The following is a 15,719-nucleotide window of genomic DNA, read 5'->3' as shown; positions in this document are numbered from 1 at the left end:
CGTCGCCATCCGTTCACGAAGGGTGCCTACGGTGGTTCCGTGGGGCGGACAACTGAACGCAGGACACCGACCAGGTTGCAGCTGTGGACCGGCGCCGTCGTGGTGCTCGCGGCCGCGGCGCTGACCACGGGGACGCTCGCCGTGGCGGACACCCAGCACGGAGTGACCCGGGTCGGACAGGAGACCGCGCCGCTGGCGCAGTCCGCCTCCGACCTGTATTTCGCACTCAGCGACCTGGACTCGCAGACTGCGCGCGAGATCCTGACCATAGGCAACAGCGATCTGGACACCGAGCAGGGCGACGCCCAGGCCACCGTGAACAGCCGGGTCACCGAGATCGACGCCGACCTGCGCCAGGCCATCGGCGGGACTTCCGACGCAGCGGTCCAGAGCCAGTTCCAGACCATGCTGGACAAGGTCACCCTTTATCACGACCTGTCCTCTACAGCGCTCTCTCTGGACCAGCTCTCCACGACCGCTACTAAGGGTCACCCGGACTCTGTAGCGCTGGCTTACTACAGTCGCGCCACTGACGTCATGCACTTCGATCTCCTTCCGGCAGCCGCACAGATCCGCGACTCCTATGCGAAGCAGCTGAACGACTCGGCCAAGAACGAAAACGACGCCTGGTCCCTCGACACCATCCTGGTGCTCGTCACCACGCTTTCCCTGCTCGCGGCCCTGGTCCTGTTCCAGGTAGTGCTGTCCCGCCGGTTCCGCCGGGCGCTGAACCCGTTCCTGGCCATCGCGACCATCGCCACGGCCGTCTTCCTGGTGGCCGGCCTAAGCATGACCGCGCAGCAGAGCGACCGGATCCAGCAGGCCGTCGATAACAACATGACCCCCTACCTAGGCATCCAGCACGCCCGCGCGGTGTCGTACGACGCGGTCGGCGCCATCGTCCGCTACACCGTCGCCCCGAACTTCGGCTACGACCACGGCTACGCCGCCGACCTCGTCGCGCTCAACGGCACTCCCGGCACTCCCGGCCTGCTCAGCACCGGTCTGGCCGGTACCGATAAGGCCCTCTCCCAGCGCGCCCAGGCCGATTGGACATCCGTCCAACGCGACGCGAGTAAAATCAAGAGCGAGGTCGACGGCGGCGACGTGGATTCCGCGCTCACCGAGGCGACCGGCATCGCCGGCGGCCAGTTGGGCCAGGACTTCTACGCCCTCGACACCCACCTCGGCCAGGCCGCGGACAAGCAGCTGGGGTCGTTTCAGGCCACCATGGCCGACGCGCGGTCGGGCGCGTCGGGTTGGGCCGCTCTCCCGGCGGTGCTGTTCGGCGCGGTCATCGCGCTGACCTTGGCCGGAGTGTGGCGCCGGCTCGCCGAATACCGCTGAACCGCCGGTCGGCCGCATCGGGACAGGGTCCCTAACGATAAAGAAATTCGTATACTGATCGGCCAGGGTGCGAACGCCGGTCGGCGGGGCACCGACATCGCGTCCTTTCTGGGAAGGACCGCCATGATCACTGCGATCGTGAGCGCCATCATCGCCGCCGCGGCGGCCGGGGCCGCGGGCTTCGGCGCCTCTTTGCGCACCGTCAAGCAATACGAGCGGGGCATCGTGTTCCGCTTCGGCCGAGCCCTCGACGCCGTCCGACAACCGGGCCTGACCCGGATCATCCCCGGCGTGGACCGGCTGCGCACGGTCAACATGCAGGTCGTGACCATGCCGGTGCCGGCCCAGGAGGGCATCACCCGGGACAACGTCACGGTCCGGGTGGACGCCGTCGTCTACTTCCGGGTCATCGACCCGGCCCGCGCGCTCATCTACGTGCAGGACTACAAGTACGCGGTGTCGCTGGTCGCGCAGACCTCACTGCGCTCCATCATCGGCAAGAGCCTGCTGGACGACCTGCTGTCCAACCGAGAGCCGCTGAACCAGGGCATGGAGCTGATGCTGGAGACCCCGGCGACCGGCTGGGGCGTGGAGATCGACCGCGTCGAGATCAAGGACGTGGCGCTGCCGGAGTCCATGAAGCGGTCGATGGCCCGCCAGGCCGAGGCCGACCGTGAACGCCGGGCCCGGATCATCACCGCCGACGGCGAGTACCAGGCCTCGGGCAAGCTGGCCGACGCCGCGCGGATCATGGCCGAGACGCCGGCGGCCCTGCAGCTGCGGCTTCTGCAGACGATCGTGGAGGTCGCCGCGGAGAAGAACTCGACGCTGGTCCTGCCGTTCCCGGTCGAACTACTCCGCTTTCTGGAGAGCGCCGGCGGCGGTGCCGCGACCACCGATGCGGTGAAGGCCGCCTACAAGGCGGTCGACACGGTGACCAAGAACCCGTCCGACGAGGTGGACGCGGGGCCGGAGCACATCGCGATCGAGGGCGGGGAGGCCGACGACGTGGCCGTCCCGCCCCCGGACGAGATCCCCGATCTGGAGCTGGCCTTCGGCGAGGAACCTCCCGCCGACGCCATCGCCAGGCCGTTGACCGAACCGCTGATCGAGACACCGCACTGGCGTGGCATCTCGGATTCCCCGGAGCCCTCTTCCTCAGAGGAATCCGAGGGCTCCGAAGCCTCCAAGACCTCCGAGCCGTCAGACTCCTGACAGCTCGGCCAGCACGACCGTCACGTCCACCATCGCGCCGCGCCGGTGCAGGGTCATCGCGACCTGTGCCCCGGCGCGCCGCGCCAGCATGACCCGCTGAAGGTCCTGGGCGTTGTCGATCAGCCGGCCCTCGACGCTCAGCAGCACGTCGCCGACCAGCACCCCGGCCTGCGCCGCGGGGCTTCCCGGCACCACCTGCGCCACTCCGAACCCGGTGCGCCGGCCCAGCTTCCCACCCAGCGCGGAGGGCAGCGGCGTCGTCGATCCGCCGACCCCGAGCCAGGCCCGGCGCACCTTCCCGGCGCTGATCAGCTCGGACAGGATCAGGCGGGTGGTGGCGTTCACCGGCACCGCCAGGCCCAGTCCGACCCCGGCGACCGCGGTGTTCACCCCGACGACCCGGCCGAGGTGGTCGCCGAGCGCCCCGCCAGAATTTCCGGGGTTGAGCGCGGCATCGGTCTGGATCACGTCGTCGATGATCGACTGGCCGCGCTGGGTCCGGGTCGGCAGCGACCGGCCCAGCGCGCTCACCACGCCGGCGGTCACCGATCCGGCCAGCCCCAGCGGGTTGCCGACGGCCACCACGAGCTGGCCCACGCGCAATGTGTCCGCGTCGCCGAGCGTGGCGGCCTGCACCCGGCCCGGCGGCATGCGCAGCACCGCCAGGTCGGAGAGCCGGTCGCGGCCCACGACGTCGAATCCGTACTCGTCGCCGTCCGAAGTGACGGCCTGGCCCGCGCTCACGCCCTCTACGACGTGCGCGCTTGTAGCCAAAAACCCATCGCCGGTAAAGGCGACGGCAGAACCGGAACCCTCCCCCGTCCGCCCTCGAACCCGCACGCTGAGCACCGAAGGCCGCAGCGTGTCGGCGACGGAGACCACGGTCCGGGAGTAGTCGTCCAACCCGGCATAGATGTCCTCTGTCACAGTTGTCTCCTCACCCCGGCGGTCCCCTGGAAACCCAGGCGCCACCGCCGGTGAAAAAACAAACAGGCAGGATTGTTTTTGCATTCCCGGCCTGGCAGGCTGGCGGACATGAGCTTCGTGGAGCCCGAGGAGCGCGTCGCGCTCCGCCAGGCGGTGCGCGACCTGGCCAAGCGGTACGGACCGGACTACGTGCGGCGGCAGGCCAAGGCCGGCCTGAAGTCGACCGAGCTGTGGGATGAGGTGGGCCGGGCCGGCTTCCTCGGCGTCAACCTGCCGGAAGAGTACGGCGGCGGGGGCGGAGGCATGGCCGACCTGGCCGCGGTCGGCGAGGAACTGGCCCGGGCGGGCTGCCCGCTGCTGCTGATCGTGGTGTCCCCGGCCATCTGCGGCACCATCATCAGCCGCTTCGGCACCGAGGAGCAGAAGCAGAAGTGGCTGCCGGGGATCGCCGACGGCTCGTTCAAGATGGCCTTCGGCATCACCGAGCCGGACGCGGGCTCCAACTCGCACAACATCACCACCACGGTGCGCCGCGACGGCGACGGATGGGTGCTGTCCGGACAGAAGGTCTTCATCTCCGGCGTCGACGAGTCCGACGCGGTCCTGGTCGTGTCCCGCACCAAGGACGCGGCCACCGGCAACCTGAAGCCGGCGCTGATGGTGGTCCCCACCGACGCCCCGGGCTTCACCAAGACCATGATCGAGATGGAGATCGCCGGCCCGGAGAAGCAGTTCCAGCTCTTCTTCGACGACGTCCGCCTCCCGGCCGACGCGCTGATCGGCGACGAGGACGCCGGCCTGCTCCAGCTGTTCGCGGGCCTGAACCCGGAGCGGATCATGGCCGCGGCGTTCGCGATCGGCACCGCGAAGTACGCCCTGGACCGGGCCGCCTCGTACGCGAAGACCCGGACGGTCTGGCGCGACCGCCCGATCGGCACCCACCAGGGCGTGGCGCACCCGCTGGCCCAGGCCGCGATCCACGTCGAGTTAGCCAAGGTGATGACGCAGAAGGCGGCCTGGCTCTACGACAGCGGCGACGACCTCGGCGCCGGCGAGGCCGCCAACATGGCCAAGTTCGCCGCCGCCGACGCCGCGGTGGAGGCCGTCGACCAGGCCATCCAGACGCACGGCGGCAACGGCCTGGCGACCGAGTACGGCCTGGCCCCGCTGCTCGCGGCGACCCGGGTGACCCGGATCGCACCGGTGAGCCGGGAGATGATCCTGAACTTCGTCGCTCAGCACACGCTGGGGCTGCCCAAGTCCTATTAGGCCGGACGAGTGGCCGGGCTCTACTCCCCCACACCCCATTCCCGCACCTCAGAGCCCGAACACCAGCACACTTTCTCGTAACAGAATGACAGAAGCCTCCCATAGTCGGCGATGTCCGATTACAGTGGATTCGAGCACGAAAGTTCGAATCACCCGGGAGGGAACCCTATGTCCACCATCAGCAACCTGCCACAGCCCCGCACCACGCTCCTCGGCCGCGCCGCCGGCACCGATTTCGCGGACCTCACCGAACGGGTCGACGACCTCGACGCCCTGATCTGGGCCGCGGCCCGGACCACCGACGACCCGCAGCTGGCGGTCGTCCGGGCGCGGGAGTACGCCGAGTCCGTCTTCATAGGGCTCGTCCTGACCATCGGGACCGGAGCGCACCGGCTCAACTGCTCGGTGCCGACGGCCGCCGGCCCGGTCACCGCGGGCGAAGACCTCAGGATGGACATCGCCACGGAGGTCCCGGCGGTCAGCCTGCCCGCGTCCGGCGCCGAGCGGGAGCTGTGCGAGCTGTTCGCGCTGGCGCACGTAAGCGGCGCTGACGCGACGGTGATCCTGCGCTCGCGGCCACTGCTGGAGCCGGACGCCACCGACGGCACGCCGGGATACGTCGTGCGCGGCTGGCGTCTGTCCGGCGGCGCGACCACACCGATCGACGCCGCCGGAATGTTCGCGTTCTGCTGCTCCGAGGCCAGCAGCGGCGAACCGCTGCCGCTGGATCCCAACACTCGGTACAAGGACGCCCGAGCGCTGGTCACCCCACCGGGGCCGGACTGAGCCAGTCGGTGCGGTAGGCCGCCCAGTCGGCGGGGGTCGCGGCGAAGTCGACGTACAGGGCGACGCCGAACGGCCGTGACGGCGGGTGCGCGCCGAGCCCCAGCCGGACGCCGTCCAGCGCAGCCGGCATGGTCTCGGCCCGAGCCCAGTGGCCGGGGTCATGCGTGTGGAAGGCCGGGACCCCCATCAGGAGCTCGACGTTGCGGGGTACCGCGCTCAGGGCCACCTGGGTCTGCCGGGCGACGTAGCCGCGGTAGGCCCACGCGGTGGGCAGGGAGGTGTCGTAGGCCATCACTGCCACCTGATCGCAGTATCCAGCGACGTGGCGCAGGTAGCTCTGAGACCACCACTTCGGATGCCCGGCCAGCAAGTTACCGGGGATCCGGAAGCCGGACAGCGGCTCTGTCTGCGGCACCGACGCCGACAGCAGAGCGTGGTGGGCCTGGGTGACGGTGCGCGCCGCCCCCAGCACGTCCAGGAAGCCGGGGTCGCCGTCGGGCACCGGCTCGAAGTCGAAGTGCACGCCGTCGAAGCCGCGGTCCAGCGCGGCACTGACCCCGGCGACGATCCGCCCCCGGGTCGCGGCGTCGTCCAGGTGCAGGGCGTCCCCACCGACGACCTGCCCCAGCCAGGCCTCGACCCGCACCCCAGGCAGTTCCCGGTGGACGGCGTCGAGGAACCACTCGGCCTTCGGACTGCGCGTCGGGTCCAGCGAGCCGTCCATCTCGAAGGGCCCGTCGTGCACGAACAGATCCTTGATACCTGAAGAGCGAACGAGAGCCACCAACGCCTGGAGGTCGGCATCGGTCTTGGGCGCACCGGCCACACCGACCTGCCACCCGACCCAGGCATGGCCGAGCCACAGGGCATCGTCGCCGGTACTGCGCGCAGCCAGCGACGGCGTGCCGCTCCCCTCCGCATAGAGCGCCGCGCCCATGACGCCGACCATCGCCGCCAGCACCGCACACAGTGCCACCACCGACGCCACCGTCCTGCGCAGCCAGCGCGCCCGGCTCCGGTACCAGGCCGCGAGCCGCCGGACCGGCTTGCGCCGGCCGCGCTCCCGCCCGGGAGCAGATTCTCGCCCGGGCTCCGACTCGGACTCCGGCACACGCTCCGGCCCGGGCTCCGAACCCTGCTCGGGCTCCGAATCGGCCACCGGCTCCGGCTCGGGCAGGCTGCCTTCTCCGTGATCGTCGTCGGAACTCATGATCCCGACCCGACCGAACGGTGGGTTGTCAGGGCTATCAGGTCTGAACACCGCCGTCGTTCAGATAGGGACTCCGCGTCGGCAGCGAGGCGATGACATCGAAGTACCCGAGCACGGCGATCACCAGACCGACCAGCCCGATCAACAAAGCCGCCTGCGCAGCCGGACGCGACCAGCGGGCGTGCCGCTCCACGCGCCAGCTGTTCACCACGAGCGCGGCGACCACGACGGCCACCGCCGCGAAGATCCCCTGCCCGAGGAAGCGCAGGTGGTTCACGTCGCGGAAGGGCGCGTACTGGTCAGGCGGGTTCGAGCCGCTCCCGTGCTGCAAGGAGAAGGTGAGTTCGCGGTTCTGGCCCAGGATCTCGAACAGGCCGGACGTCACCAGGCTCACCGTGGACACGGCCAGGGCGAACAGCGCCCCGGCGTCCACGCCGGGCAGGAAGCGCTCCCGGAGTTCGTCGCGGCGCAGGCGGCGTTCCTCGGGGCTGCGCGGGTCGACGCCGGTGAACTCGTCGTCGCTGGACAGGACCAGCTCCATGACCTGCTCGTCCGAATGATCGAAGACTGTCTCGTCCGACATGGAGCCCCCTCGCTCAAACGACGGCGCGGCCGTCACACGTGTCGGCGAGCCTAACGCAGGCGCGCATCGGCTTCAGGACCGGTCGAGGACAGCGCTCACGGGCAGGCCGGCTCGGGCGCCGCGTCCGCAACTGCCGCCAACGGCACCACAGACAGAGCAGACAACGACAACTCCAGCCTTGCTTCCTCGGCCCGCAACGCTGCGACCCGCACCCCCGAACGCCGATCAAGCACCAGCCACGCCGGCAACCCGGCCGCGCCGAGCGCCAGGCTGGCCCACAACACGGCCGAAGCCCCCACAGCGCTCAACGCCCAACCACCCACCAGCGGGCCGACGATGCCGGCCACGCTCCAAGCCAGCGTCGACATGCCCTGGTACCGCCCGCGCAAGTGCGCCGGCGCCAAGTCGGCACCCAACGCCATCTGCGGCGGCGTGTTGCCGATCTCCGCGATGGTCCACACCACCACCGACGCCGCATAGATCCCCATCGGGTGCCCCGTCACCGAGATGAGCAGCGGCACCGCGAACCCGGCGCCCATCAGCAACGAGGAGGCGGCCAACACCGTGCCGTGCGTGTAGCGGCGCAACCAGGTCGTCAACGGAAGCTGCAGCACCCCGATGAGGATCCCGTTGAGCGCCGCGACCGCGCCGTACGCGCCAGGCCCGAGCCCGTCCTGACCCATCATGATCGGCTGCACCGTCTGCGCCTGCGAATAGATGATGGCCCCCACCAGGACGGCTCCCAAGAACCCTAGGAAGATCCGATCCCGCAGCACGTCAACAAGGCTGCCCGCCTGGCCGGAAGGCCTAGTGGCAGCGTCCGAGAAACCAGAAGCCGCAGAAGCACCAACATCGACGACCGGCCGTGTCTCCGGCACCGTGAAGAAGACGACGACAGCGCACCCCAGATTCGCCATCGCATCGCCCACGAACAGCAGCGTGTAGCCGTGCGACGCCACCGCCCCCGCAGACAGCATCGCCACCGCGAACCCCAGGTTGATCGCCCAATAGTTGAGCGAATACGCCCGCCCCCGATCCGCCGACGGCACGACGTCGGCGATGATCGCCCCCGTCGCCGGCCGGGTCGCGTTGTTAGCCAACCCCGCCAGGAACGCCAACCCCGCGATCAGCGCCACAGAGTGCACCAACCCGAGCGCCACCAGCGTCACCGCCGACGCGACCAGCGCCCCCAACAACGTCGCCCGCCGCCCAACCCGATCAGCGAGCACCCCGCCCACCACCGCGGACACCCCGGCACCCACCGCGTTCAAAGCCGCGACGAACCCCGCGAACGCCGCCGAATGCCCCAACGACCGCGTCAAGTAGTACGAAAGAAACGGCGCGACGAAAGCCCCCGTCCGCGCCACCAACGTACTGACCCACACCCACCAGAAGACGCGCGGCAGCCCCCCGACATCCAGCACGCGCAGCACCCTCGCCCGCACAACCCACCCCAGTCCAAGCCCACCGCCGCCAAACGCCGGGTAACCACCGCAGCGCAGCGCCAGACATTACCCAACCGCCTCCGCCAACCGCACGGCCTTTTCGCCGAGCAAGATCACACACGCAGCACCCCACCCCACACCAGAAACCGGGCTGTCTCGCGGCACCGGTCGACTCCCCGATGTCGATGACATGGAACCTGTCCAGGCAGCAGAGTGTCTATGAGCACTGACACCGATAGATCGCGCCTCGGGAGGGTGCATGGCCTGGCAGGGCATCCTCGAAACACTCGGAGTGTTCGCCAGCCTCGGTGGGATCGCAGGTGGCTACTACGCGTGGCGAGCCCTCGACAACAACGTGGTCAGCGCCTCTGAGGACAAGTTCCGAACCGGCCGCGACCGGATCCGCGAACAGTTCGCGGAACTGAACGAGTTGTCCGCAACCATGCACACCGAGGCGCGCCCGTCACTGCGGCGCATCGGCGACAGCTGCATGCTGATCGAAGACGCCATGGCCCCCGAAGCGCCACTCCCGCTGAGCGAGCTGCGCATCCGCTGGGACAGCTCAGCTCCTCCGATCGATCCCCATCTCGCGGAAGGCGCCCGCCGGCTTCTCCCCTGGAGGAGGTATTGGCAGCGATACAGCACCTACTCGGCGGCCCTCGGCGAAGTGATGCGGCCGGGCCATCTTCGAGAACCGGCTCAGCTTCCGGCTGACGAGAATGCAGTGGCGCGGTCCCGACGGCCCCGAACTCACGATGGGTCGAGCGCACTACTTCGACTTCATCGACCACAACGAAGCCCTGGCTCATGAGCTGGCGCTTGCCACCAATAATCCGTCAAAGCGGCAGCCGGCCTGGCGGAAGCTCGCACTGCGCTCCCGCCTCAGCACCGACCCACTCTCGCTGGCAGACCGGATCGTCCTCATCTCCATCGCGACTCTCACGATCCGCCGCGCACCGGACGGCCGAGGCACGTTCTTCCTCCTCTACCGAGGCATCGGCCAGGTCGCAACGGGCGAGGGGCTCTACGACGTCCTGCCCGCAGGCATGTTCCAACCCGCATCGGTGTCACCCCTAGGCCATCTCCGGGATCTGTCCCCCGTGGCGGAAGTGAGATCGACTACACGGAACCGCCCTACGGCGGCATAGACCGGGCACTAGCAGACGGGAACCTCCGGGTGTGGACATTCGGCATGGGCCTGGAACCCCTTCAGCTCGTTCCGTGCCTGCTAACCATCGCGGTATTCGATGCCCACGTGTTCGAAGAAGGAATCGTAATCCGCGGCGCAGGCCGCACCGGCATAAATGGCCTCCCACTGGCTGAGCACGAGATCCGCGAACTCATGGCGACCGCACAGGTCCCGCCCTCCGCAGCCGCACTACTCCACCTGGCACTGGAGCATCAGGGCTTGCTGCTCGCAGCCCCCGAGCACGACCGGGGTGGCACATCACGGTTTTAGCGACGACCGACGAAAAGGCCCCGAACCTTTTCAGGTCCGGGGCCTTTCTCCGTGTGGGCGATACTGGGATTGAACCAGTGACCTCTTCCGTGTCAGGGAAGCGCTCTCCCGCTGAGCTAATCGCCCGTGCTTTTGTTGCGTTGTCGTACTGTACAGCTTTTTACCGCAGCCTTGCCGTCGTGCGAGGTGGTGACGGGATTTGAACCCGTGTAGACGGCTTTGCAGGCCGTTGCCTCGCCTCTCGGCCACACCACCGTGGGAGTGGGCTCGATCAGGCGTGGAACACGGTACCCGACCAGCCTTCCAACCGAGCGGATGACGAGACTCGAACTCGCGACCCTCACCTTGGCAAGGTGATGCTCTACCAACTGAGCCACATCCGCGTGCGCTTTCGGGGTGTTCACTCGGTTTCCCTCGCTGCGCCCCCTGGCGACACCATGAACTGTAGCGGATCGGGCCGGGGATCCAAAAACCATTCCCCTCAGGCGTCACAGAGTTGGGTTGAAATCGGCTCGAACTTGGGCAGAAGGGTGTTCATGGTCTCGGTGTGCGATCGTGCCGCTACAATGAGTCGCCATTCGTTCGGGTGGTTCGGTGGGCGCGGCGGGTCGTGGTGCTGGTCGGCGCGGCGACGATGGTGCGGGTCGCCGGGTGGGTTCAGCGGCTCGTTTGGGTTTCGGGTGTGAACGGGAAGAGGAGCGGGGATGGCGCGGCGGAGGCGGCGGGTCGCACGGATGGCGGCGTGGGGCGTCGCGGGAGTGCTGACCGCGGCGGGGGTGGCTGCGGCGACCGCGCTGGGGGCACCGGCGAAGCCTGCGACGCTGCGGCCGATCCCGCGGATCGTCGGCGGCGCGCCGGCGCCGGACGGGGCTTATCCCTTCATGGCGGCGCTGCAGCAGTGGGTCGGCAACGGCTACCTCACCATCTGCGGCGGGACGCTCATCGCGCCGGACCAAGTACTCACCGCGGCGCACTGCGTGGACCAGTGGTCGGTGGGGCAGGCGGCGGCTGACGGGGGGCCCAAGGAACGCATCATCGTCGGTCGGACCGTGCTGAGCGGCAGTGATGGCGCGATCCGGGTGCCCAACGCCATCCGCGTCGATCCGACGTGGGACTCGGCCACCGAGTCCGACGACGCTGCGGTGGTGCAGCTCGACTCGCCGATCGCCGGCATCGCCTCGCCGACCATGCCGACCTCCGGCAACCAGGCCTACGAGCAGCCCGGCACCCCGGCCCGCGCCATCGGCTGGGGCAGCACGCAGCCGCAGGGCCCGGCCGACGTCGGCGGCGGCGTGTACCCGGACGAGCTGCGCCAGGTGGACCTCCCGCTGGTCGGCGACGCCCCGTGCCAGAGCGTCTTCGACGGCGTCCGCAACCCCGCGCTCTACCCGCAGGAGATGCTCTGCGCCGGCGGCGACGGGCACCACGACGCCTGCACCGGCGACAGCGGCGGCCCGCTGCTGAGCCCGCTGCCGGGCGGCACCTGGGAGTTGATCGGCGTCACGAGCTGGGGCAACGGCTGCGCGGTCCCCGGCACGCCGGGCGTGTTCACCCGCCTGTCGGCGCCGGACATCCACAGCTTCGTGGCCACGGCGAGCGGCACGTCCGACTTCGGCCCGTGAGGTGACCGGCCGGCTCGCGGGCCCGCGAGCCCGCGAGCCCGCGCCAAGGCGACCCCCGAGCCGGGAGATCCCAAAGCGCGAGACAATGAGACGTGCCCTCCCCCGCCCGACGTCCACCCCTCATACCCTCCGGCCCCGAGCCCCTGGCCCACTTCGCGGGGCGGCTCGCGACCGGTCTGCGTGACGTCACCTCAGACCTGACCGCCCTGGACTCCGCCGGTTTCTGGGCCGTCGTGGGCAGCTACGAAGGCCACTGGACACTCGCGCGCTTCGACGACGTCCGGGACGCTCCCCTCCCCGCGCCGACAACTCCCTGGACCGGTCCCGATCGCGACGCCTGGATCTCCTCCATGGATCAGGACGCATACGTCGGCGCCGTCAAGGCCATCCGCGACGAGATCGCCGCCGGCGAGGTCTACCAAGTGAACCTCTGCCGAGTCCTGTCCGCGCCGATCACTGCGCAGGCCGAACCTCTCGCGCTCGCTGCGCGCCTCCGTATAGGGAACCCCGCTCCGTACGCCGGCATGGTGGACATCCCCGGGACCCGTGTAGTGACCGCCTCTCCAGAGCTCTTCCTACGCCGTGAGAACCGCACCGTCACCTCGGAACCTATTAAGGGCACCGCACGTACTGCCGAGGAATTCCTCCCGAAGGACACCGCCGAGAACGTCATGATCGTCGACCTGGTCCGCAACGACCTGGCCCGAGTCGCCGAGATCGGCACGGTCGAAGTCCCATCACTACTACGTGTCGAGCCGCACCCAGGTCTCGTGCACCTGGTCTCGACCGTGACCGCCGAACTCACCCCTGACGCCGGCTGGCCCGAGCTGATCGCGGCGACCTTCCCCGCCGGCTCCATCACCGGAGCGCCGAAAAGCAGCGCTCTGCGCGTCATTGACGAGTTGGAGAACGCCCCGCGCGGCCCCTACTGCGGCGCCGTCGGCTGGGTGGACGCCGACCGCGGGGTCGGGGAGTTGGCCGTGGGCATCCGCACGTTCTGGTGGCAGGGCGACCGGCTGTGCTTCGGCACCGGGGCCGGCATCACGTGGGGATCGGATCCGCAGGGAGAATGGGACGAGACCGAGCTGAAGGCCGCACGACTGCTGGCCGTCGCCTCCGGTCCCCAGCCAGATCCGCAGTGAAGGAGACTTGGGAGCCATGAGCACTGACAAAGTCTGGGTCGGCTCCGGCCTCGTCGACGCCGCCACCCCGCACATCTCGGTCTTCGACCACGGCTTCACGGTCGGCGACGGCGTGTTCGAGGCGGTCAAGGCAGTCGGCGGACGCCCCTTCGCACTGACCCGGCACCTTCAGCGACTGGCCCGTTCGGCCGACGGTCTGGGCCTGCCCCCGGTGGACGTCGACGCCGTCCGGCACGCCGTGACCGAGACCCTGCTCGCCAACGACGTGCCGCCGCTGGCCCGCATCCGGATCACCTACTCGGCGGGCGTCGCGCCGCTCGGCTCCGAGCGCGGCGACCACGGCCCCACGCTCGTGGTGGCGGTCGGCGCGAGCCGGGCCCGCGCCGAGACCACGGCGATCGCCACTGTGCCCTGGCCGCGCAACGAACGAGGAGCCCTGGCGGGCATCAAGTCGACCTCTTATGCCGAGAACGCTAAAGCGTTGGCACACGCACAGAGCGCCGGAGCGACCGAAGCGGTCTTCGCCGACACCACCGGACGCCTGTGCGAGGGCACCGGCAGCAACATCTTCGTGGTCCGTGACGGCCGCATCCTGACGCCGACCCTGGACACCGGCTGCCTGGCCGGCGTCACCCGGGCCCTGGTCCTGAAGTGGGTGCCCGGTGCCGAGGAGACGGACCTGCCAATGGAGACCCTACTGGACGCCGATGAGATCTTCCTGACCTCGACGCTGCGCGATGTGCAGGGCGTGCACCGCGCGGACGGCCGCGACCTCGCCGCGCCGGGTCCGGTCACCAAGGGCGCCATGGCCGTGTTCGCCGAGCGCTCCGCCGAGGATCACGACCCGGAGTGAGCGGGCCCCGAATGACTACGACGCAGAGTGACCGGGCCCCGGAGTGACCCGGAGTGACCCGGCCTGGCGCAACGACTGTGCCGGAAACGGAACGCCCCCGCCGATGGTGATCGCATCGGCGGGGGCGGTTCGGTTCCGGGCTGTACGTCTGAGTCGGCACCTGCGTCGGCGCCTCAGTGGGTGCCTTGGTCGGCGCGCCTCAGTTGTCGGCGAACAGATGCACGAGCTCGGCGTCCAAGTCGTAGAAGCGGTGCTCCAGGCCGGGCGGGACGGCGGTGTTGGTGCGCTTGAGGAAGCTCTCCAGAGCCCGCGCGGGGGCTTCCAGGAGCGCCTCACCCTCCGGCGAACTGAGCGCCAGACACACGATCGCCTGTCCGCGGCTGCGCGAGGGCCACACCCGCACGTCGCCGGTGCCGGTGGGACGGCGCAGCCCCTCGGCCAGCAACTCCCGGGCGAAGACCCAGTCCACGGTGTCCTGCCCGCCGGTGTGGAACGTGGCGTGCACGGCGTAAGGGTCGGCGGTGTCGTAGCGCAGGCCCGCGGGGACCGGCAGCGAGGAGTCGCCGGAGATGACGAGACGCAGCTGCAGCTCACAGGTGACCGATGAGCTCATGGCGGTCGGCCTTTCGCTAGGAGTGCGCCGAGGCGGGCGGTCCCGAACTCAGCGGTTCACACCCCCGCGTTCCATGTGGTCCGCGTCGAGGGGCGCGAAGGAGGAATGCCACGGTCCGGTGGTCGGTAAACCCGTGTGCCCGGTATACGGCGATGTGCGTAGGCCATCAGGTCGAGGACAAGACCTTGACGTGCGCGAGCAGGCGCCCCGGTGACCGGCGGCGCAATCCCCCGAATCGGGACAGAACACACCGTATACCACCAGTGACACAGTGTGACGAATTCCACGCTTTCCGGCGCGCCGCCGACCCTTACCCGCAACACCACGACCCCCGCCGAAAGGGGTGCGCGCGCCACCCTCGGGATGCGGTAAGGTTACGGACGTCGGAACGGCCCTGAAGGGGCACGCGACGATGAGGCACGGGCGATTAGCTCAGCGGGAGAGCACTGCCTTCACACGGCAGGGGTCACTGGTTCGATCCCAGTATCGCCCACACGAAAAATGGCCGCCATCTCAGATGAGATGGCGGTTTTCTCGTTTTCGCACACGTTCGGCGCGTTGAGCGATTCGCCCATTCAGAAAACAACGGGATCCGTCACCGCACTCCTCGCGGACGGAACTGAACGCTGATCCGAGGCCCCAAAGGCCGCGCCGACTTCGGCACCGCGTGCTCCCATGTCCGCTGGCAGCTGCCGCCCATCACCAGGAGGTCGCCGTGGCCGATCTCGAAGCGGAGCGGTGGGGTGCCGCCGCCGCGCGGGCGCAGGGCCAGGGTCCGGGGGGTGCCGAGGGAGAGGATCGCGACCATCGTGTCCTCGGACGAGCCGCGGCCGATGGTGTCGCCGTGCCAGGCGACGCTGTCGTGGCCGTCGCGGTAGAGGCACAGGCCGGCTGTGGTGAAGGGTTCGCCGAGTTCGGGGGCGTAGTGGTGGTCGAGGGTCGCGCGCGCCTCGGTGAGCAGCGGGTCGGGGAGGTCCTCGCCGTCGCCGTAGAAGCAGAGGAGGCGGGGGACGGCGACCACGCGGTCGTACATCATCCGGCGTTCAGCGCGCCAGGGCACCGTCTCCATCAGGCGGGCGAACAGGTCGTCCGCTCCGGTGACCCAGCCGCGGCGGAGGTCCAGCCAGGCGCCGTCGGTCAGCGGCACGCGCTCCACCGCGGCGCCGAGGGCGCCGACGGACTCGGGCGTGTCGACGTCGAGGAGGGATCCTTGGAACCAGGCGTCGTCGAACATGTGTGCAATTCTAG

The 15,719-nt window shown here is 69.5% G+C and carries 14 protein-coding genes and 4 tRNA genes; 9 read left to right on the top strand and 9 right to left on the bottom strand.

Annotated features, from left to right (window positions below):
• Nucleotides 1-39: 39 nt before the first annotated feature.
• Both ABH935_RS11080 and ABH935_RS11075 read left to right on the top strand, forming a co-directional pair.
• A complete protein-coding gene (locus ABH935_RS11080; RefSeq protein WP_370377742.1) occupies nt 40-1,347 on the top strand; it encodes a hypothetical protein in 1,308 nt (435 codons plus the stop codon).
• Nucleotides 1,348-1,470: 123 nt separating this feature from the next.
• Nucleotides 1,471-2,562 (top strand): slipin family protein, encoded by a 1,092-nt coding sequence (locus ABH935_RS11075; RefSeq protein ID WP_370377741.1) that lies wholly within the window; start codon nt 1,471-1,473, stop codon nt 2,560-2,562.
• On the opposite strand, the gene ABH935_RS11070 is transcribed toward ABH935_RS11075, so the two are convergent.
• Nucleotides 2,551-3,489, bottom strand: a complete 939-nt coding sequence (locus ABH935_RS11070; RefSeq protein WP_370377740.1) for a S1C family serine protease — start codon at nt 3,487-3,489, stop codon at nt 2,551-2,553. The genes ABH935_RS11075 and ABH935_RS11070 overlap by 12 nt on opposite strands.
• 108 nt (nt 3,490-3,597) lie before the next feature.
• On the opposite strand from ABH935_RS11070, the gene ABH935_RS11065 reads away from it, so the two are divergent.
• Nucleotides 3,598-4,758 (top strand): acyl-CoA dehydrogenase family protein, encoded by a 1,161-nt coding sequence (locus tag ABH935_RS11065; RefSeq protein ID WP_370377739.1) that lies wholly within the window; start codon nt 3,598-3,600, stop codon nt 4,756-4,758.
• Nucleotides 4,759-4,926: 168 nt separating this feature from the next.
• Nucleotides 4,927-5,544 carry a hypothetical protein gene (locus tag ABH935_RS11060; protein ID WP_370377738.1) on the top strand — a complete coding sequence of 206 codons (618 nt, stop codon included), beginning with the start codon at nt 4,927-4,929 and terminating at the stop codon, nt 5,542-5,544.
• Here ABH935_RS11060 and ABH935_RS11055 read toward each other — a convergent pair.
• From ABH935_RS11055 to ABH935_RS11045, 3 genes are all read right to left on the bottom strand, one after another.
• A complete protein-coding gene (locus tag ABH935_RS11055) occupies nt 5,522-6,754 on the bottom strand; it encodes a hypothetical protein (RefSeq protein WP_370377737.1) in 1,233 nt (410 codons plus the stop codon). The two genes, ABH935_RS11060 and ABH935_RS11055, sit on opposite strands and share 23 nt — an antisense overlap.
• A 37-nt stretch (nt 6,755-6,791) precedes the next feature.
• Nucleotides 6,792-7,337, bottom strand: a complete 546-nt coding sequence (locus ABH935_RS11050) for a hypothetical protein (protein WP_370377736.1) — start codon at nt 7,335-7,337, stop codon at nt 6,792-6,794.
• A 95-nt stretch (nt 7,338-7,432) separates the two neighbouring features.
• Nucleotides 7,433-8,761 carry an MDR family MFS transporter gene (locus ABH935_RS11045; protein WP_370377735.1) on the bottom strand — a complete coding sequence of 443 codons (1,329 nt, stop codon included), beginning with the start codon at nt 8,759-8,761 and terminating at the stop codon, nt 7,433-7,435.
• A gap of 280 nt (nt 8,762-9,041) precedes the next feature.
• Here ABH935_RS11045 and ABH935_RS11040 point away from each other — a divergent pair, with 280 nt between their 5' ends.
• Nucleotides 9,042-9,593 carry a hypothetical protein gene (locus ABH935_RS11040; protein ID WP_370377734.1) on the top strand — a complete coding sequence of 184 codons (552 nt, stop codon included), beginning with the start codon at nt 9,042-9,044 and terminating at the stop codon, nt 9,591-9,593.
• Nucleotides 9,594-10,295: 702 nt separating this feature from the next.
• On the opposite strand, the gene ABH935_RS11035 is transcribed toward ABH935_RS11040, so the two are convergent.
• The 3 genes from ABH935_RS11035 to ABH935_RS11025 form a co-directional block, all read right to left on the bottom strand.
• Nucleotides 10,296-10,367 (bottom strand) — tRNA-Val (locus ABH935_RS11035).
• 58 nt (nt 10,368-10,425) lie between these two features.
• Nucleotides 10,426-10,496 (bottom strand) — tRNA-Cys (locus ABH935_RS11030).
• 55 nt (nt 10,497-10,551) lie between these two features.
• Nucleotides 10,552-10,624: transfer RNA gene (locus ABH935_RS11025), tRNA-Gly, on the bottom strand.
• Nucleotides 10,625-10,945: 321 nt separating this feature from the next.
• On the opposite strand from ABH935_RS11025, the gene ABH935_RS11020 reads away from it, so the two are divergent.
• The 3 genes from ABH935_RS11020 to ABH935_RS11010 all read left to right on the top strand — a co-directional run bounded on the left by ABH935_RS11020 (nt 10,946) and on the right by ABH935_RS11010 (nt 13,858).
• A complete protein-coding gene (locus ABH935_RS11020; RefSeq protein WP_370377733.1) occupies nt 10,946-11,863 on the top strand; it encodes a trypsin-like serine protease in 918 nt (305 codons plus the stop codon).
• Between the two features lie 92 nt (nt 11,864-11,955).
• Nucleotides 11,956-13,005: a chorismate-binding protein gene (locus tag ABH935_RS11015; protein WP_370377732.1), complete on the top strand. Its 1,050-nt coding sequence runs from the start codon at nt 11,956-11,958 to the stop codon at nt 13,003-13,005.
• A gap of 16 nt (nt 13,006-13,021) precedes the next feature.
• Nucleotides 13,022-13,858: an aminotransferase class IV gene (locus tag ABH935_RS11010; RefSeq protein ID WP_370377731.1), complete on the top strand. Its 837-nt coding sequence runs from the start codon at nt 13,022-13,024 to the stop codon at nt 13,856-13,858.
• A gap of 199 nt (nt 13,859-14,057) precedes the next feature.
• On the opposite strand, the gene ABH935_RS11005 is transcribed toward ABH935_RS11010, so the two are convergent.
• The gene (locus tag ABH935_RS11005) at nt 14,058-14,471 is read right to left on the bottom strand and encodes an SsgA family sporulation/cell division regulator (RefSeq protein ID WP_012786429.1); all 414 of its coding nucleotides are present in this window, start codon (nt 14,469-14,471) and stop codon (nt 14,058-14,060) included.
• Between the two features lie 421 nt (nt 14,472-14,892).
• On the opposite strand from ABH935_RS11005, the gene ABH935_RS11000 reads away from it, so the two are divergent.
• Nucleotides 14,893-14,964: transfer RNA gene (locus ABH935_RS11000), tRNA-Val, on the top strand.
• Nucleotides 14,965-15,066: 102 nt separating this feature from the next.
• Here ABH935_RS11000 and ABH935_RS10995 read toward each other — a convergent pair.
• The gene (locus ABH935_RS10995; RefSeq protein WP_370377730.1) at nt 15,067-15,705 is read right to left on the bottom strand and encodes an alpha-ketoglutarate-dependent dioxygenase AlkB; all 639 of its coding nucleotides are present in this window, start codon (nt 15,703-15,705) and stop codon (nt 15,067-15,069) included.
• Between the last annotated feature and the right edge of the window lie 14 nt (nt 15,706-15,719).

Source organism: Catenulispora sp. GAS73 (genome assembly GCF_041262085.1).
GTDB lineage: Bacteria > Actinomycetota > Actinomycetes > Streptomycetales > Catenulisporaceae > Catenulispora.
This window is presented reverse-complemented; position numbering and strand designations above follow the sequence as displayed.

Bases quoted from the DNA above. Each gene is read 5' to 3' on its own strand.
- ABH935_RS11075 (WP_370377741.1), top strand. From the start codon at position 1,471: ATGATCACTGCGATCGTGAGCGCCATCATCGCCGCCGCGGCGGCCGGG.
- ABH935_RS11065 (WP_370377739.1), top strand. From the start codon at position 3,598: ATGAGCTTCGTGGAGCCCGAGGAGCGCGTCGCGCTCCGCCAGGCGGTG.
- ABH935_RS11060 (WP_370377738.1), top strand. From the start codon at position 4,927: ATGTCCACCATCAGCAACCTGCCACAGCCCCGCACCACGCTCCTCGGC.
- ABH935_RS11055 (WP_370377737.1), bottom strand. From the start codon at position 6,754: ATGAGTTCCGACGACGATCACGGAGAAGGCAGCCTGCCCGAGCCGGAG.
- ABH935_RS11050 (WP_370377736.1), bottom strand. From the start codon at position 7,337: ATGTCGGACGAGACAGTCTTCGATCATTCGGACGAGCAGGTCATGGAG.
- ABH935_RS11040 (WP_370377734.1), top strand. From the start codon at position 9,042: ATGGCCTGGCAGGGCATCCTCGAAACACTCGGAGTGTTCGCCAGCCTC.
- ABH935_RS11020 (WP_370377733.1), top strand. From the start codon at position 10,946: ATGGCGCGGCGGAGGCGGCGGGTCGCACGGATGGCGGCGTGGGGCGTC.
- ABH935_RS11010 (WP_370377731.1), top strand. From the start codon at position 13,022: ATGAGCACTGACAAAGTCTGGGTCGGCTCCGGCCTCGTCGACGCCGCC.
- ABH935_RS11005 (WP_012786429.1), bottom strand. From the start codon at position 14,471: ATGAGCTCATCGGTCACCTGTGAGCTGCAGCTGCGTCTCGTCATCTCC.
- ABH935_RS10995 (WP_370377730.1), bottom strand. From the start codon at position 15,705: ATGTTCGACGACGCCTGGTTCCAAGGATCCCTCCTCGACGTCGACACG.